The sequence below is a fragment of the Halobacillus alkaliphilus genome, from assembly GCF_900113125.1.
Classification (GTDB): domain Bacteria; phylum Bacillota; class Bacilli; order Bacillales; family Halobacillaceae; genus Halobacillus; species Halobacillus alkaliphilus.
Genome location: NZ_FOOG01000011.1, coordinates 56177 through 72790, shown reverse-complemented (window position 1 = coordinate 72790; position 16614 = coordinate 56177). Strand labels below are relative to the sequence as shown.

Genomic DNA, 16614 nt, shown 5'->3' with positions numbered 1-16614 from the left:
ATCCAAGGTAGAAATCAACTTCAAAAGTCTCCCAAATAAATCCCTTATATTGCCACCTCAGGTCATCCAGTTTATGGAATTCGTAGTAATGAATAGGTTTTTCATGGGGGCTTTTTGGATAAAGGGAAGTATGACAATAGAAAGAGGTGGAAGGTTTGACAACTGTCCAGGATAAAGTTTTCATCGTTACGGGCGCTGCTTCCGGAATGGGATATGCGGCTGCTCGGAGACTTGTAAATGAACAGGCAAATGTAGCTCTATTAGACATTAATGAAGAACGATTAAAAGAAGCTGAACAGCAGATTCAGGGGGAAGCCAACCGCACACTGACCATAGTCACTGATTTATCTTCTCCGGAAGAGGTCAAGAAAAGTATAGACATGGTCCAAGAACACTGGGGCCGGATTGATGGGGTATTTGCCAATGCCGGAGTCAACGGAAAAGTTATGCCTATCGAGGATATGCCTCCAGAAGAATGGGACCATACCATTGAAACCAATTTAAAGGGTTCTTTCCTGACCCTGAAATATGCCATCCCCCACATGAAAGAAAAAGGTGGGAGTGTTGTACTTACTAGTTCCGTTAATGGTAACCGCACCTTCACGAATAAAGGATTTTCTGCATACAGTTCTTCTAAAGCCGGGATTATGGCCTTCGGCAAAATGGCTGCCGTGGAACTTGCTTCCCAGGGAATTCGCGTTAACATTATGTGCCCTGGTTTCATCGATACCAATATTGGTGAAAACACGCGTCCGGCTGAGCAGGAGCTTGAGAAAATTGATATACCAGTAAAAAAAGAAATAGAAGGTTCACCGCTTAATGAAGAAGTCGGCTCACCAGAACAAGTCGCCGACCTTGTATACTTCCTGCTTTCCGATGCTTCTTCCCACATTACAGGTACCGAAGTGTTTATCGACGGCGCCGAATCACTATTGTGAATATGTAAAAAAATACCACCTCAGGTCATCCAGAATTTGGATGACCTGAGGTGGATGTTTATTCCATTGGATTCACGATTCGGTTACGGGTGTTAGCAGGGATTTTCCTTTTTGATAGAATTTCTCCCTATCCTGTTCCGGTACTAGGGAACCGCCTGTGGACCAGGTTAAATGAACCGCACGGCCCATTTTGTCCTGCCATCCATTTTCTTTGATAATGCCCGACTCTTTAAGTCTTAACGGTCCGGAAAGTCCGGAAGCTGCGGATGGTTCTACGTACACGTTTTCTGAATCAGCCAGCAAGGCAAGCAGACGGTACATTTCATCGTCTTCCATAGTATAAAAACCGCTTACCAAATACTGACTAATTTCTGTCGCAAACCGGGAAGGACGTCCAACCGCCAGCCCATCCGCCTCTGTAAGATTATCCAGACCAAAATCCTGAACGGCTACTTTTTCGTGTTCCCCAGTCATTACCCCGAGTAGTACGGACGGGGAATGCGTAGGCTCTACAAACAGGCAGTGAACATGATCCCCGAACACTTCCTTCAATCCAAATGTAATCCCTCCCGGAGATCCTCCTACTCCGCACGGAAGGTAAACGAACAGCGGATGATCCTTATCTACAATAATCCCTTCTTCATCCAACTGTCTTTTTAATTCAAGAGCAGCCACACTATACCCTAAAAATAAGGCCTTCGAGTCCTCATCATCTACAAAATAGCCAAGCGGATCGTCCATTGTAATCGAACGCCCTTGCGTAATGGCTTCACTGAAGTCTCCTTTATATTCATAAACTTTCGCCCCTTTTTTCCGGAGCAGATCTTTCTTCCACTGCTTCGCATCAGCCGACATGTGAACCTCTACCGTAAATCCTAACTTAGCACTAATGGTACCAATACTCAGCGCCAGGTTCCCTGTCGATCCAACGCCGATCGTGTACTGACTGAAGAACTGTTTGAATGAAGAATCAAGAAAAACTTGATAGTTATCCTCTTTGGAGACCATATTATTTTCAAGCGCCAGCTTCTCTGCATAGCTCAGCACTTCAAACACCCCGCCACGTGCTTTAATAGACCCCGATATAGGAAGGTCATGGTCACATTTTAAGTAGAACTCTCCTTCAAATGGTTGATCATAATAGGTGCTAAGATCTTTTTTCATCTGCTTTAATGATCTTACAGGCGACTCAATCGCCCCATCTTTCGTTCCTGCAAAAGCCTTCTTTAGAAAAGGAGCAAACCGTTTCCACAGTTGTTCCGCTTCATAGATGTCATATTTGGTTACCGCAAACTCAGGCACCTTATCCATCTCCCTGGCAGACGTATTGATCCAAAACACGGGCTCACTTTTCATGACTTTATCTAATAAGGGAAGACTTTCAACCCATTCGGATACCGTTTTCCCTGCTATCTTTTCCATTGAAGCACCTCCATGACAGAAATCATTTTCTATCCTGATTTTTCCCTGAATTCGAATAATTAATCGGAGCGCCGGGCACAATTTACCTTCTCTTCCCGCACGTACCTGCAGAAGAAGGGAATCCTATCGTTAAACTAAAAGAAACTCCAGCTTTCGGGTTTCTTAGGGTTTTGAAATAGCGTAATAGCCTGATCAAGGCCCTCTCCTGGTTCTGCTTCTGCATAACCACCCAGCAGAAGATTGTCCAAGGTAACACATCCCATCATAAGTGATGAAAATTCAGCTATTCCTATCTGGATCTCTACGTCAGGGAGCTGATTCGTTGCTCTCGGAACCCCGTCCGTAAACTCCCACACATAGGAATACTGTTCATCCATAAAGCTGTCGGATATGTTCCAGCCGATACGGACAGATTCCTGTCCAAAAGAATGATGCTCGAGCTTTTCCAAGAATAGCGGAACATCCACAATCCGATACATCAGCCCTTGACCCTGTTCACTTATTTTATGATAGATCCGGAAGATAAGTTCGTCATCCGTATGACAAGGATTTTCCATCATATAAGAAAATTGCTCATTGAAGGTTGGAAAATAAACGGAGCGAACCTGATCTTTCTGATTGCGTAAAAATTGAAGCAGCGATTGGTAGGCTTCGGTTGTACACGCGATAAATTCAACGATATGTAAATCATTCAGCAGCATGTGATCGGCTGGAGACTGCTTGAACTGGAAAACTATGTACCCATCTATTTCCCCTTCTTTTTTCAAACCAACCACATGATAATCTTCTGCTTCCAATGATCTGAACTCATATAATGGCTTTTCACACGATCCATGCGTATGGTCCGCCCATCGGTGATAGCACGCTGCCATCTCATACTTATCCGACGGATCGAGCACAGAAAGGGAAAGACTTTTAGAAAAAACAGGAAGCTGGGAGGGATGGAAATGAAATGTATGTAAAATCGGTCCAAGTCCAAAGCCCATCTTTCTATAAAAGGAAGGCTGGAAAGGATAAAGCTGCACGAGTGGTATGCTCTGGTCACGAGCATCCTTGATAAAGGCTTGAATTATCTGCTTGGCGTATCCCTGCTTTTTATAAGGCAGGTCCACAGCTACCATGCCAACGCCGCGAGCGTCAATTTTCCGGGAGTAGAGGTTCAACGTGTGATCATATTCGACATACCCTCCGACTAAGCGGTTATTTTGAGTAAGACCAAAATGCTTTACATTGGCTTCTTTGTCCAACTTCTTCTGGCGCTTGCGATGATTTTCTTTTGCTTCCTCGGAATCGAGCTTCATTCCTGGATAGCAGCGGCTGCATATCTCAGTGAATGTTTTAAAATCGGCCAACTTTTGAAACGTCATTAGATTCTCTCCTCTCCATTGCTCTGTACTATCCATTATAAGGGAATCGATCATGGATGTCTTAACTTATAAAGCAAAAAATGAGAGGAAACCTCCTCTCATTTCAGTTTCTTACTTGTATTCACCGAGCACCTCGACCGCTTTTTCAGTCATAGATGTATCTATTGAGGTGTCAAAATCGAACTCGCCTCGTATGGCTCCATTCTCTTTATACATTTTATACTGTTTCTTGATATCCTCTGTAAACATCCGGCCATTGGGATCAAGTCCGGTAATAGCTACTTTCTCCCACAATTGTGGGTCTTTCAAAGCCGTATATTTGATCATTATATCAATGACTTCTTCTTTGCCTTCTCCTTTAATAAAGGCATCATTGTAATCACGAACACCTTTTAAATAAGCGGCCATAAAACGAAGGGAAACATCGGTTTCCTGCTCAATGAACTTCGGAGAACCAAGCACCATCGCAATTTGGGCATCTGGAGCAAAGTCTGTGGCATCCCCAAGTCGTTTATGCAGTGCCTGTTCTGCTCCCTGAGTGATCAGCGGTTCAATTTGAAGCGCTGCATCAATAGAGCCGTTCCCCATAGCGGCAAGCATATTGCCAAAGTCAGACATTAATACGAATTCTACATCACTTTCTTTTAAACCCGCATGCTCGAGCATAGAACGATAAATGTAATCATCTACCGCGTTATGCGAAGAAACGGCCACTCTTTTGCCTTTTAGATCAGAATAATCTTTAATCTCATCTTGTAAATCTTCCCGGATCACAAAAGAGAAATACGAATCTCCTTTAATGTAATGTCCTTTATCCGCAATAATCTTCACATCAATCCCCTGGGCGATCGCGTTGAAAAAGGATGCCGTAGACACGCCTCCTGCGATATCGATTTCACCAGCAGCAAGAGCTGGTAGCATATCATCACTGTTCGCAAATTGGGTGAACTTTACATCAATATTGTAATCATCGAAGTACCCTTTTTCCTTAGCAATATAAAAACCTGCCCCAGAAGCTGCTCCATCTTCCGCAATAATAACCGTAGCTTTCTTATCGAGCGGCGCCATATCCCCAGAAGGATGGTCACCGGATGTTTCAGGAAGGCCCTCCTGTTTTTCTTTAGGTGTGTCAGTACCGCACCCACTGATCAATAAAACGAAAACCATAATTGGAATAAGTAATAGGCCCAACTTTTTCATGATGTTTCCCCTCCCCTACATTCTTGATCCTTGAACCTCATCCTGAAGATGAGTCCAAATTTCCACAAAGCTTGAGGCAAGATCGGCGTTTGCCCGCACCTCTTCCATCGTACGCGGACGTGGCATTTCGACCCTTTTTTCTTTTACAATTGCCCCGGGCTGTGAACTCATAAGCACAATACGATCGCTCAATAATAAAGCTTCGTCAATGCTGTGAGTAATAAATAAGACCGTCTTTTTGGTTTCACTCCAAATACTTAACAGCTCTTCCTGTAAAATGAATTTGTTTTGTTCATCTAAGGCAGCGAACGGTTCATCCATCAGCAGAATTTCCGGATCATTAGCAAACGCTCGTGCAATATTGACCCGCTGCTTCATCCCACCGGAAAGTTCTTTTGGATAAAGAGTAGAAAATTGCTCAAGCCCTACTTTTTCTAAGTAGTAATCCGTCCGTTCCTTAATGTAGGCTTTGGGTAGATGTCTCATTTTCAAACCAAAGGCTACATTTTCTCTGACCGTTAGCCAGGGAATCACGCCGCGTTCCTGAAAAACCATAGACTGCAGCGGGCGCTCCTCTTTTTCCCGGGAAATGATAAACTCACCAGTGCTTGGTGTTTCCAGTTCTGCCAGAATCCTGAGCAGGGTCGTTTTCCCACAGCCGCTCGGACCAAGAAGACAGACAAATTCCCCATCTTTGATATCCATGTTCACCCCTTTTAAAGCGGTGACACTAGAACCTTTTTTGTAAAATACCTTTGTTAAATCGCGAATTGAAATCTTTGCGGGGGTACTCATAGACCTCCTCCTTCATTTATCTCCATGGCAGCAGTTTATTTTGGCATCCTCTAAGGATTAATGAGAACAAGTATCCAAAGAATGAAATCAGCACTAAACCGACATACATTTCTTTTAATAAAAAGGCGTTATAAGACGTCCATATTAAATATCCAATCCCTGAATTCGCCCCCATCATTTCAGCCGCTACAATCGTAAGCAGGGCAATGGCCTGCCCCATCTGAATTCCTTCAATCATGACAGGCAGAGCACCGGGAAGGGCAATTTTAAAAAAGAACTGGCGGGAATTCGCTCCGTAGTTCCGGGCTACATCTAAATAAATACGATCAATGGTAGTGACCCCGGCCACGGTATTGATAATAACCGGAAAAAATACACTCCCGGCGATTGTCACAATTTTTGAGACTTCTCCTATTCCGAACAAAATTAAAATAATGGGTAATAAAGCAAGCGTTGGAATCGGCATCAGGGCCATAATTAACGGGGAGAAAAAGTGTCTAAGCGGAGAGTACAGCCCCATCAGCAGCCCAAGAATTATGGCGGGAATTACGCCAAGCAAAAATCCTGCCATGATGCGAAACAGCGATATGCCTATATGTTCAAATAATTCACCACTTGTCCCCATCGTAATAAACGTGCCTACGATTTCTGTAGGAGGCGGGAAAAACCGTGCATCCACCAGGCCGGTTCGTGATAAAAATTCCCATAAAATCAGGATGAAGATCGGTGATGATATGGTAAGTAACTGCTTCAACCGGCTTTTCAGCTGCCGCTTTTTCCATTCTTCTTTTTCAACCACGAGCGGATCGTGTTCTATATTGTTCAGTCTTTCCTTCATTCTTCACCACCTCTATGGCAATCATATGTGTCTCTGCCTACATGTGTGAAAAAAAGAGGTGAGATTCTCCTAGCTCTATCCGCTCCTCATTACCTTACAAAATGACGAACCTCCCCCTTTAAACTACATCTATAGTGTACGCACAGGAGGTTTGGCAAAAAGAAGCCTGGGTACATATTAAGCAAACTCCCCACTTTTCTCACAGCTTATTAAACTAAAGGGCCGGTTACTGTAAGACTCAGTTTCGAGATAGTTGGGTTCGTTACGTTAGAAGATGTAGGGTTGGTGGGGAAATAACTCGTCTTGTTCCATCACCCAGACACTCGAGCCATAAGCCGTTCATCAACGGATTGGAAAATCGCCATCCTTTTGATGCTCGGCTTATGCTGGTCGTGTCTTTCGGGGTGATTCCACATTTGAACACTTTCCTGTGGGGGAACGGTGAGCTTCCTCGCTCGTTTCACTCCCTGTGTGGTCTCTCCTAGTTCCTTCTCCCACGGGAGTCTCGTCATTTCCCCACCACCCCGACTTTATTAGGGCGAACGAACCCTTCAGAAAGAGAGTACCCTATGCTCCTTAACCCGCCTGAAATGCTTATATAACAGGCTATCCCGCATAGTCCTTGCCTGAAAAAAGGATATACGCTCATAGGGTTATTTCTTCTCTAGCAGGTGAAAGATGAACCCGTTTCGAGTCTCTGATTTGGCCAGGTCCGGAGGGGGACGATGTAGACTCCTATCTTAAAAGCGGAAGCACCTTGGTCAGCGGCGTATGGACTGGACTGAGCTGGCGGAGATAAAGGAAACACGAAGAGCGGAGCGATTCGATGTTGACTTATCGTACAGAAGTGAGGGAAGTCTCACTAGACGCTAGGTGCTGCAGCTAGATAGCTCTCGTTGACGTTTATGTTATGAGTTATGCTTAACTCTTATAAAAGTGTAAGAGAGGGATGAACATGATCGGTGAGATCCCGCAGGGCTGTTAAGCCCGAGGAAGCTCAGCACATAAGAGGTTCGACTAAGAACGCCACCTCGTGTGGCAACGTCGAACGACCCTGCGTCGTGCAGGGCCGGAAAGCGAAATCGTCCCACGGAGGACCAGTAATGGGAGCTTTTCTTTAACAAGTTATACTGAGATTTAATAGAGGTAAAATTTTAAAAAAGAAGAAATTCCGAGCATTTTCGTCACCTTCTCCCTTTACCAAAAACTTCTAGATGGTAAAATATGAGCAGATAGGAAGGTGTTGTAACTTGTGGATCGTGATTTGCTATTTACTTGCAAATATAAACGGCGCCTATATGGTGACCAGGTGGCGAAAAGGTGAGGATATCCGTACGCTTGGAAGCGGGACCGGGGGAGCCAGAAATGCAGGTCGAATTCTGGGCAAGCCGGCTTTTGTAATGACTGTAGTTATCGATGCACTAAAAGTGATCATACCTTTAAGCCTGCTACTTTACTTATCGGTCTCTCCAATCATCATTGGTCTCTCAGCTATCGCTTTAATTACGGGACATATCTGGCCGATTTTCCTTAAAGGAAGAGGAGGTAAGGGTGTAGTCGTATATCTGGCAGCCCTCCTGATGCTCGAGCCTATAGGTCTGCTTCTATTTGGTCTCATTGCCTTTATTGCAAGTGTTACTCCTTTACCATTTTCCAAAGTGATGATTGCTGCAATGGGAATCCCCCCTCTTTTAACCCTCTGGCAGGAAAGCCCAGAGGTTGGACTATGCCTGGGGATTGGATACATCCTGGTCGTTATAGCCCACACCTTTCCCGTACACCCCCGTTTGTTAACAAAGGAGGAACAGATATGACAAAGCAGTCTATTCAATATAAAAATGCTGACTCGGAAGAAGAATACCGACAAATACATGAATTAAACTATCAGACATTTGTAGAAGAAATCCCCCAGCACGAAAGAAACGAAAACCGCAAGCTGGTGGATCGTTTTCACGCTGAAAATACATATATCATTGCTAAAGAAAGCGAAAGAATTATCGGTATGATTGCCGTCCGCGCAACGCGACCGTTTTCTCTCGACCAAAAGCTCCCTAATCTTGACAGTTACTTACATGAGGTCGAAGCTCCCTGCGAAATTCGTCTGCTTTCAATCCATCCGGAATACCGAAAGGGTTCTGTTTTCTTTGGACTAATTGACCAATTGATTCGATACTGTCTTCAGGAAAACTATGATGCAGCATTAATCTCTGGGACAGAACGTGAATGGAAGCTCTACTTGAAGTTAGGGTTTGAACCTTTTGGACCCATGACTGGTCACGAAGGTGCTAAATTCCAGCCTATGAAATTAACTAAAGAGCGTTTTGTCAAAGCTACTCAGGCCTTCCACCGAATATTGGCCCGATATGAACCGATATCGTTTTTGTCCGGCCCTGTAGCCGTAAAAGATGAAGTGAAAGAAGCATTGGCAGCCTCTCCTCTGTCTCATCGATCTGACTCTTTTATCAGCCAAATGAAAACAGTGCGCAACTCGCTTACTGAGCGAACAAATGCCGAATACGCCACGGTCTCAGTAGGGACGGGAACGCTTGCTAATGACGTTGTCGCCCAACAGATTAAACAGCTGGGCCGGCCGGGTCTTATTCTCTCAAATGGTGAATTCGGCGACCGGCTGATGGACCATGCCCAGCGGACGGGTCTTGATTTTTACAGAATGCAGAAAGCGTGGAATGAACCGGTCAATTTGAATCGTGTTCGTGACTTTCTGAAAGAGCACCCTTCCATTGGATGGATCTGGTGTGTCCATTGCGAAACTTCGACTGGATATTTGTTTGATGTCGAAGAACTGAAAAAAATAGCAGACTCTGAAAATATAAAACTCTGTCTGGATGCCTGCAGCTCCCTCGGTGCCGACCCGCTTGACCTTTCCGGCGTTCATATCGCTTCCAGTGTCAGCGGTAAAGCCCTGGCCTCTTACCCTGGACTGGCGATCGTCTTTCACAACTATGTACCGGTACCGGACCCGAATATCCCGAAATACCTGGATCTTGGCGTTTACGATTCTAATCAGAGTATTCCGTACACTCACTCCACAAATCTGGTTCATGCTCTTGAGGCATCTATGTCCTCGATTGATGAACGTCCTCTTGGGGCGTTAATGATGGAACTTAGAAATGTACTGGGTAACCAGGGGTTGAAGGTTCTGGGCGATCACAGCTATTCAAACGGGATTGTCACGATTGCCCTCCCCGATCACATTTCCCAGCAGAACTTTGGTGAAAGGTTAAAGAAAAACGGAATATTTATTAACTATGAAAGCAGCTATTTGGCTAGACGAAACTGGGTGCAGATTGCGCTTATGGGTGATGTAGATTCAAACCATCTCCTTCGGCTCGGGGAAGTTATGAACCGTGTCTTGAGCTCTGAAACCCTTCCGAAGGTGAACCAGTCGTGAGAAAAGTTTCTTGGATCGCCTTGTTTTACTGGTTGAAAACAACAGCCGTTATGTATGTTGCTGTTCAAATGTCACCCCCGGGAGTGACCGAACATTTATTATTAATTTTTAGCTCGCTCGGACCTCTGCTGTTATGGTTCGGGCTCTCGTTTTTCTTTTTTAAACGCCTCCATCCATGGGTATTAATCGTTCTAATGTTTTTAACCACTTTCTTTCTTTATGCTCATTTAATTTATTATCGTTTTTATGAAGATTTCCTTACCCTTCCTATTCTTCTTCAGGTAGGAAACGTAGGAGGACTAAGTCAAAGTACGTGGACCCTTCTTTCTCCATGGGACCTGTTATTTATTATTGATTTAGTGGTAATTGGCTGGTGGCTGATCAAGAGAGGTTCCTTCACAATTACGCCTAAAGAAAAGAAGCAATACGCAGGAAGTGCAGCAGGCATTTCCCTTGTGATCCTGGCAGCTGCCTGGTGGCATTCTCCCCACCTTTTCCAGGAAAACTATAACCGTGATAAAGTTGTGACATCCATCAGCATCTATGCGTATCAATGGTTTGATATTGCCTACAGCATAACGGCACCGCTTCAGAAGACCATGGCAGACCAATCCGCCGCTGAACCCGTAGAAGGATATGTGGCAGAGAAAGAGCCTATAAAAACAAAATGGTTCGGTCAGGCAAAAGGAAAGAATGTGGTTTTCATTACACTGGAATCGGTTCAAAACTTCGTCATTGATGCAGAAGTAAAAGGGGAACCGGTGACACCTTTTTTGAATCAATTGAAAGAAGAAAGTCTTTACTTTTCCAACCTGTACGACCAGGCTTCTCAAGGCAAAAGTTCGGACGCAGAGTTCATGGTAGATACTGGATTATATCCGCTCGACGGTGGTTCTGTGTTCGTACGCCGGCCCAATAATACGTTCAACGGCCTTCCAGAACTGTTGAAAGACTATCAGACTACCGTTTTTCACGGAAACGTAAGAACGTTTTGGAATCGGGAGCAAATGTATGATTCCCTAGGATATGACCAGTTTATTTCCAAACAGGACTATGAGATTAACGAAGAAAACAAGATTAATTACGGAATAGAGGATAAATCCTTTTTCAGACAATCAATCCCGTATATGAAGCAATTAAATGAGCCTTATATGGCGAAGTTTATTACCCTTACGAATCACTTTCCATTTTTATTGGATGAGAAGGACCGCAGTCTTCCTCTAGCGGAAACTTCGGAGCCGGTGGTAAATCGGTACTTAACTACCGTCCGGTACTTGGACGAATCAATTCGTCAGCTGTTTCAGTCGTTAAAAGAAGAAGGGATGTATCAGGATACGATGTTTGTGCTGTTCGGGGACCATTACGGTATTTCTAAGGAATATGAAGACGGAGTGCATGAGCTTCTCGATCAGGCCGATACGGCGCTTTCTCATACAAGGAACCAGCGCGTCCCGCTGCTGATTCATATTCCAGGTATGAAAGGGAAAACGTTTGATACGTTAGGCGGTCAAATTGACATCCGCTCCACTGTCTTTCATTTACTCGGAAAAGAGACAGAGAGTTACATGAGTTTCAGCCAGAATCTTCTAGCTGATGACAAAGAAGAGTTTGTAGCTTTCCGTGATGGTGATTTTATTACGCCTTCCTACCTCTTTCAAGACGGCATTTGTTACAAAACAGACAGCAGCCAGCCTGTAAATGGCTCCTATTGTAAAGAAGGCCGGGAAAAAGCACGGGAAAAGCTCAAATTGTCCGATCACATTATTAAAGGAGATCTGCTCCGTTTTAAATAATAGCACTGTTAAAGTCCGGGTTTGATATTACAGTTAAGCTCCCGTTACTTGAAGACTCAGTTTCGAGACGTTTGTTGAGCGGAAGGTCCTTCGGGGGATGATTTCGCTTTCCGGCCCTGCACGACGCAGGGTCGTTCGACCCTACGTCGTGTAGGGCCATAGGAAAGCGAGTTATTTCCCCACCAGCCCTCTTCCACATAGGATAACGGACCCGATTTATCTCGACAGTAACCGGCCCTATAGCTTAATAAGGCTTTTTCCGTTTAACAAAGCCTAAATAACAAAAAGCCCCGCGCATCGGGGCTTTTTGTTATTCCTTTACATATTCAACAGAATGGTAATCCGAAGACACATTAATATCCTTAGGAACGCTCACATACAAGATATTAGTTCCCCACTCCATATCACCTTCCATCATGCCATCCTTTTCCTCCGTAAACTGGGTGAATGGAAACGCCGGGCTAAAGACAGTAAATGTACGGTCGATCGTTTGAGTGAGCAGAAGATCCAGGTGTCGGTCTGCCACCCCGATCTTCAGCGGTAAATCATGATTTAGCACCATTCCCTGGAGAGAAGCCGGGGTTGAATAAAAAGAGGCCTCAATTTTCTCACTATCGTTTGTTTGGTCCACCACAATGGTAAGTGCGCTCGGTTCTTCAATTTCTTCACCAATCTCCAGCCGGTCATACTCATAATCGAACCTCCACTCTTCTCGCAGGTATTTATCGTTTATATCCGTAACTTCACCCGCTAGCACTTTTTGATACAGCTCTCTTCCTGTTTCTGAAATATTTCCATCACTGGTCTCAGGGCTTGCGTTCCGCTCAGGGATAAAGAAAAAGAGAATAAAGCTAACGAGCAGGAGAGACACATAACCTCCAAATACCCAGACCGAAGTTTTAGATGGCAAATACTTTCTGCGGGTTCTGCCACTCTTTTGATTCATTTTCAAGAACAGCCAGATTAAAACCGCAATGAACACAATTGGAAGGAACCCAATAAACGTAGCAGTCGTCATTTCTTCACCTCCAATTGATCCGAAATCCACAACGCAATAGTGAAAACAAGAGCGGCACTTGCCACTACCTTAGCTGCGAACAACAGAAAGAAAGATTCTTGAAAATAAAATTCGTACAGAAAGGCTGGAAGATTCCAATTTTCGGTGCTGGATAAATACTGAAGCCCTCCAAAAAACAAGACGGGAAGCAAAATCACAAACACTCGGTGAACCTGAACGATGATCCCGGCTAAATAGCCAAGAGAACTGAACAGGAAAACGAGCAGTATCATCGCTAACAGTCCAGTGGTAAACGCTAATGGCCCGGAAGCAAGGCCTGTTCCTATGACCTCCTTGTTTCCTAAAATAAAATAGACCACCACTCTAAGTAAGAACCCGGCCATGATCGCAGTCAGGCCGCCGATCACACTGGCCGTAGCGATGAAAGCCACGGAAGACATGTTGCTGCTGAAGCGGTTGGTAATAAAAGCAAAGTCATCTTCCCGATAGGCTTTTGTGGTCATCAGAAGAGCACTCATGAAGCCCCAGAAAAAGGTGAAAATGATGATCATATCTGCCGAATAATACTTAATGCTGAGGTCCAAGCCAAGGGTGCCGGTGCTAAGAAAGCCAACACCATTCAACGAGAACAGCAACCCAAGCAATTGTACAGTGACAAGCGAGGTGAGAATCCCCATATAGGCTTTCAGTTTATATTGATATTGTTTAACAATAACCTCACTGGTACGTACTTCAGTTAAGGATGTCATCTAAAGTCCTCCTTTTTTGAGATTCTGAAGTAGTTAAGTAAATACATAGATCACTCGCGGAAACGCCTGAAAATTGAATTCCCTCACGCTTCATTTCCTGTTTTTCTTTCTGAGAAAAGTTATTTCTTGTAACGATATACTCGTCCCCCATCCCAAAAACTTCTGTATAAATGGGATTGCGGTCAGCTAAAAACGGAGCCAGTATCTCTCGCTTTCCTTTCAATCCTATTGCAAGCTCTCTCAGTTCTTCGATAGACATATGAAGTACTTTCTTTCCCCGGTCCAGCAGCAATACCTCTTCCAATTGATCCTCCACTTCTTCTAAATGATGAGTGGATAGAAGAATGGTACGTGGGTAAGCGAGATAGTCTTTGAGCAGGATCCGGTAAAAATCCTTGCGCACGGCCGCATCCATGCCGGTGGTCGGTTCATCAAAAATAGTAAGCGGACAGCGGGCCGCAAGTCCGACAATCATATTGAATGTACTTTCTTTCCCTTTTGATAGATTTTTATGATGCTCCTTTTTGTGAAAGCCGAAATAATCAAACAAATGCCAAGCCAGCTCCTCATTCCAATGCTCGTAAAACCGGGAGGATTCCTCCAGAATTTCCGCCAGGGAAAGGGCTGTTGGAAAGTTCATTTGGTCGTCAATAAAGATAGAATTGGCAGATACGAGCAGACTGTTAAAAGGGCGGTGAGAAAACACCTTCACTTCTCCGGACGTTCCCTTAAGCATGCCGCTTAAAATTTTCATAAGCGTTGTCTTGCCTGCGCCATTTCTTCCGACCAATCCAACCAGCTTATTCTCTTCAATTGTGCAGGAAAGCTGGTCGAGAGCATTGAACCCCCTATAAGCTTTCGTTAATTGCCTGCATTCAATGATCTTCATTCTTCTCCCCCTTTGTTTCTACTCTTTGTTTCCTTTATCAGTAAAATAAGTTCTGTTTCTGACATATCGAGTCGTTCAGCCTCTTGAACAAGGTCTTCCACCATACTTTTAAGTGTATGGTTTTTCCGTTTATCTTTGATGATTTTTATCGCTTCGGAGGAGACAAATTTTCCGATTCCGCGCCTGTCGTAAAGAATTCCTTCCTCGGCAAGCTTCGTGAGCCCTTTGGCGGCTGTAGCCGGATTAATGTTATACATATCCGCAAGCTTATATTGAGAATATACTTTCTTATCCTCCGCCAAATCGCCGTTCAGGATTTCATTTTCGATCCAATCAGCTATCTGCAAGTAAATCGGCTTCGTTCCATCGGTGTTAAGAATCACTTGCTCCCCTTCCTCTCTAAATTGGTGCATTAGTGTTGTAATGTAGTATATTACTGCTACTTGCAAAAATCAACTTGTCCTTTGTCAATTTTTATGAAACTTACGGCTTTGAATCGACGTATTACTTAAGAAGAAAGAAGGTGGATCATGATGAAAAAAACACTTCCCATTCTATTTGCTGCAGTTATTCTTCTCGTTCTTCCTCTTCAGGCATTGGCTGTCGAGTACTCCATTACAAAAACAACCATTGACGTCGAACTCCAGAAAAATGGGGATGTGAAAGTAGGAGAAAAACATACGTATGCTTTTGACGGAGAGTTTAACGGCATAACTCGCACCTTGTATGCAAAAGAAGGAACCAAAATCACGAATGTGCAAGCATATGAGAAAAAACAGAATTTAAAGGTGGAAGGCGAAGATCAGACCTATAAAATATACCGGAGTGGTAAGGATGAAACCATTACGGTTACGTTAACCTATCTAATTGAAGATGGGGTCGAAGTATATGCTGACCGAGCACAGTTTTACTGGTCTTTCTTTGATGAAACGAATGAGTCGGCCTATGAAAGTTTTTCAGTCAGCATTCATCCCCCGTCCAAGACAGAAGATGTACTGGCCCTCGGGTATCACACCGCCTATGGAACCGAGCAAATTGAAGACGGAGGAGTGGTCCAGTTTGATCTGGGCTATGTTTCCAGTGGAGAGAACATGGAGGTCAGGGCTGCCTATCCTTCTTCCTTATTTTCTGCCGGACCGGTCTCTAACGAAGATATAAGCGGAACGATTCAGTCTGAAAAGGAAAGTATGGCCGCTGAAGCCGCTGCCGAAGAAAATCGCCAAAACACTTTAAAACAGATTGCTCCTTATGCGCTGGCTTTGTTTATAGCTGCCGGCATAGTAATGGCCGGCTATGCGGTGAGCCGCTATCGTTCAAACCAGCGGGAAGTTGACCGCCAGCTGAACTCTTTATCCTTTGTACCGGAAGAGGAAATGAGCCTGCCGGCCACCCTGTATTTTCAAAACCACCGTAACCTGACAATCCGTTCCCTCACCGCTTCCATTCTTGAGCTAGTCCGGAAAGGATACGTCAAGCAAAAATCGGATCAGGAATTCCAGGTTATTCATCGGAATACGGACTATGAACACGAGACTATTCTCCTCTCATGGCTGTTTGATGAAGTTGGAGGAAATGGCACATTTCATTTCGAGGATATTCATGAATACACGGCTGACAAGTCAAACCACGAGCAGTACCAGAAAGATTTTAATTTATGGAAAAGGACTGTTAAAAAGGAAATTGATGCTCAGGATCTTTACGAGAGCATGAATAAATGGAGAGGTTTTACCGGTCTTGCTGGAACGTTGGCCATTCTCTTTGGCATCTACCAACTGGCTGCATGGATGTTTGTATTCATCGTTCTTGGAGTCCTCTTCCTCGTACTGGCATTTGCTTATCGTCCCCAAACGGTTAAAGGAAAAAAGATACATCTTCAGTGGAAAAGGCTGATGCACACGGACAAAGATCCAGGAGCTTTAACTGATGATGAACAACTTCGTGTATTTCTCTATGAGATTGGCACAGGACATAGAAAAGTTGAAAATGAGCCCGGGATTCATAACCGCTCATTCTCCAGTCTGGATACGGGCACGCCAGCTGCTCATAATGATATAATGCTTTTTATTATTCTTGCTGCGTCCCTCCACTCAAATTTCAGCGAAGCTGACCAAACTGTCTCGGCTGCAGCTGCAGCCGATATTATCTAAGAAAATAAACGTATTCTCTAATCGCCTGGGCTACTCAACCATATGC

At 44.3% G+C, this 16614-nt stretch carries 15 protein-coding genes; 5 read left to right on the top strand and 10 right to left on the bottom strand.

Annotated features, from left to right (window positions below; genetic code table 11):
• Positions 1 to 155: 155 nt before the first annotated feature.
• Positions 156 to 938 carry an SDR family NAD(P)-dependent oxidoreductase gene (locus BMZ06_RS08610; protein ID WP_089751651.1) on the top strand — a complete coding sequence of 261 codons (783 nt, stop codon included), beginning with the start codon at positions 156 to 158 and terminating at the stop codon, positions 936 to 938.
• Positions 939 to 1010: 72 nt separating this feature from the next.
• On the opposite strand, the gene BMZ06_RS08605 is transcribed toward BMZ06_RS08610, so the two are convergent.
• The 6 genes from BMZ06_RS08605 to BMZ06_RS08580 form a co-directional block, all read right to left on the bottom strand.
• Positions 1011 to 2360 (bottom strand): D-serine ammonia-lyase, encoded by a 1350-nt coding sequence (locus BMZ06_RS08605; RefSeq protein WP_089751650.1) that lies wholly within the window; start codon positions 2358 to 2360, stop codon positions 1011 to 1013.
• A 134-nt stretch (positions 2361 to 2494) separates the two neighbouring features.
• Positions 2495 to 3727, bottom strand: a complete 1233-nt coding sequence (locus tag BMZ06_RS08600) for a GNAT family N-acetyltransferase (protein ID WP_175477838.1) — start codon at positions 3725 to 3727, stop codon at positions 2495 to 2497.
• 111 nt (positions 3728 to 3838) lie between these two features.
• On the bottom strand, positions 3839 to 4927 hold the full coding sequence (locus BMZ06_RS08595; RefSeq protein ID WP_089751648.1) for an ABC transporter substrate-binding protein: 1089 nt from the start codon (positions 4925 to 4927) through the stop codon (positions 3839 to 3841).
• A 15-nt stretch (positions 4928 to 4942) separates the two neighbouring features.
• Positions 4943 to 5722, bottom strand: a complete 780-nt coding sequence (locus BMZ06_RS08590; protein WP_089751647.1) for an ABC transporter ATP-binding protein — start codon at positions 5720 to 5722, stop codon at positions 4943 to 4945.
• Between the two features lie 16 nt (positions 5723 to 5738).
• Entirely contained in the window at positions 5739 to 6560 is an 822-nt protein-coding gene (locus BMZ06_RS08585) for an ABC transporter permease (RefSeq protein WP_089751646.1), read from the bottom strand.
• Positions 6561 to 6871: 311 nt separating this feature from the next.
• Positions 6872 to 7072: a hypothetical protein gene (locus BMZ06_RS08580; protein WP_089751645.1), complete on the bottom strand. Its 201-nt coding sequence runs from the start codon at positions 7070 to 7072 to the stop codon at positions 6872 to 6874.
• 747 nt (positions 7073 to 7819) lie between these two features.
• Between BMZ06_RS08580 and BMZ06_RS08575 the strand changes: the two genes are divergently transcribed.
• Genes BMZ06_RS08575 through BMZ06_RS08565 form a run of 3 tightly spaced genes read left to right on the top strand, consistent with a single transcriptional unit; the run spans position 7820 to position 11765 of the window.
• Positions 7820 to 8374: a glycerol-3-phosphate acyltransferase gene (locus BMZ06_RS08575; RefSeq protein ID WP_245755983.1), complete on the top strand. Its 555-nt coding sequence runs from the start codon at positions 7820 to 7822 to the stop codon at positions 8372 to 8374.
• On the top strand, positions 8371 to 9972 hold the full coding sequence (locus BMZ06_RS08570) for an aminotransferase class V-fold PLP-dependent enzyme (RefSeq protein ID WP_089751643.1): 1602 nt from the start codon (positions 8371 to 8373) through the stop codon (positions 9970 to 9972). Before BMZ06_RS08575 ends, BMZ06_RS08570 begins: the two co-directional genes overlap by 4 nt.
• Positions 9969 to 11765, top strand: coding sequence for an LTA synthase family protein (locus BMZ06_RS08565; protein WP_089751642.1), 1797 nt, complete (start codon positions 9969 to 9971; stop codon positions 11763 to 11765). Before BMZ06_RS08570 ends, BMZ06_RS08565 begins: the two co-directional genes overlap by 4 nt.
• 310 nt (positions 11766 to 12075) lie before the next feature.
• Here BMZ06_RS08565 and BMZ06_RS08560 read toward each other — a convergent pair whose 3' ends face one another.
• Genes BMZ06_RS08560 through BMZ06_RS08545 form a run of 4 tightly spaced genes read right to left on the bottom strand, consistent with a single transcriptional unit; the run spans position 12076 to position 14804 of the window.
• Complete coding sequence (locus tag BMZ06_RS08560) at positions 12076 to 12783, bottom strand: hypothetical protein (RefSeq protein WP_089751641.1); 708 nt, start codon at positions 12781 to 12783, stop codon at positions 12076 to 12078.
• On the bottom strand, positions 12780 to 13532 hold the full coding sequence (locus BMZ06_RS08555; protein WP_089751640.1) for a hypothetical protein: 753 nt from the start codon (positions 13530 to 13532) through the stop codon (positions 12780 to 12782). Before BMZ06_RS08555 ends, BMZ06_RS08560 begins: the two co-directional genes overlap by 4 nt.
• Positions 13516 to 14421 carry an ATP-binding cassette domain-containing protein gene (locus tag BMZ06_RS08550; RefSeq protein WP_089751639.1) on the bottom strand — a complete coding sequence of 302 codons (906 nt, stop codon included), beginning with the start codon at positions 14419 to 14421 and terminating at the stop codon, positions 13516 to 13518. Before BMZ06_RS08550 ends, BMZ06_RS08555 begins: the two co-directional genes overlap by 17 nt.
• The gene (locus tag BMZ06_RS08545) at positions 14418 to 14804 is read right to left on the bottom strand and encodes a GntR family transcriptional regulator (protein ID WP_089751638.1); all 387 of its coding nucleotides are present in this window, start codon (positions 14802 to 14804) and stop codon (positions 14418 to 14420) included. The genes BMZ06_RS08550 and BMZ06_RS08545 overlap by 4 nt, the downstream gene beginning before the upstream one ends.
• A 150-nt stretch (positions 14805 to 14954) precedes the next feature.
• Here BMZ06_RS08545 and BMZ06_RS08540 point away from each other — a divergent pair, with 150 nt between their 5' ends.
• Entirely contained in the window at positions 14955 to 16568 is a 1614-nt protein-coding gene (locus BMZ06_RS08540; protein ID WP_175477836.1) for a DUF2207 domain-containing protein, read from the top strand.
• The last annotated feature ends 46 nt before the right edge of the window (positions 16569 to 16614 follow it).

What these genes read in the sequence shown, in the direction of transcription:
- BMZ06_RS08605 (WP_089751650.1), bottom strand. Translation starts at nt 2,360, where the DNA reads ATGGAAAAGATAGCAGGGAAAACGGTATCCGAATGGGTTGAAAGTCTT.
- BMZ06_RS08600 (WP_175477838.1), bottom strand. Translation starts at nt 3,727, where the DNA reads ATGACGTTTCAAAAGTTGGCCGATTTTAAAACATTCACTGAGATATGC.
- BMZ06_RS08595 (WP_089751648.1), bottom strand. Translation starts at nt 4,927, where the DNA reads ATGAAAAAGTTGGGCCTATTACTTATTCCAATTATGGTTTTCGTTTTA.
- BMZ06_RS08590 (WP_089751647.1), bottom strand. Translation starts at nt 5,722, where the DNA reads ATGAGTACCCCCGCAAAGATTTCAATTCGCGATTTAACAAAGGTATTT.
- BMZ06_RS08585 (WP_089751646.1), bottom strand. Translation starts at nt 6,560, where the DNA reads ATGAAGGAAAGACTGAACAATATAGAACACGATCCGCTCGTGGTTGAA.
- BMZ06_RS08580 (WP_089751645.1), bottom strand. Translation starts at nt 7,072, where the DNA reads ATGACGAGACTCCCGTGGGAGAAGGAACTAGGAGAGACCACACAGGGA.
- BMZ06_RS08570 (WP_089751643.1), top strand. Translation starts at nt 8,371, where the DNA reads ATGACAAAGCAGTCTATTCAATATAAAAATGCTGACTCGGAAGAAGAA.
- BMZ06_RS08560 (WP_089751641.1), bottom strand. Translation starts at nt 12,783, where the DNA reads ATGACGACTGCTACGTTTATTGGGTTCCTTCCAATTGTGTTCATTGCG.
- BMZ06_RS08555 (WP_089751640.1), bottom strand. Translation starts at nt 13,532, where the DNA reads ATGACATCCTTAACTGAAGTACGTACCAGTGAGGTTATTGTTAAACAA.
- BMZ06_RS08550 (WP_089751639.1), bottom strand. Translation starts at nt 14,421, where the DNA reads ATGAAGATCATTGAATGCAGGCAATTAACGAAAGCTTATAGGGGGTTC.
- BMZ06_RS08540 (WP_175477836.1), top strand. Translation starts at nt 14,955, where the DNA reads ATGAAAAAAACACTTCCCATTCTATTTGCTGCAGTTATTCTTCTCGTT.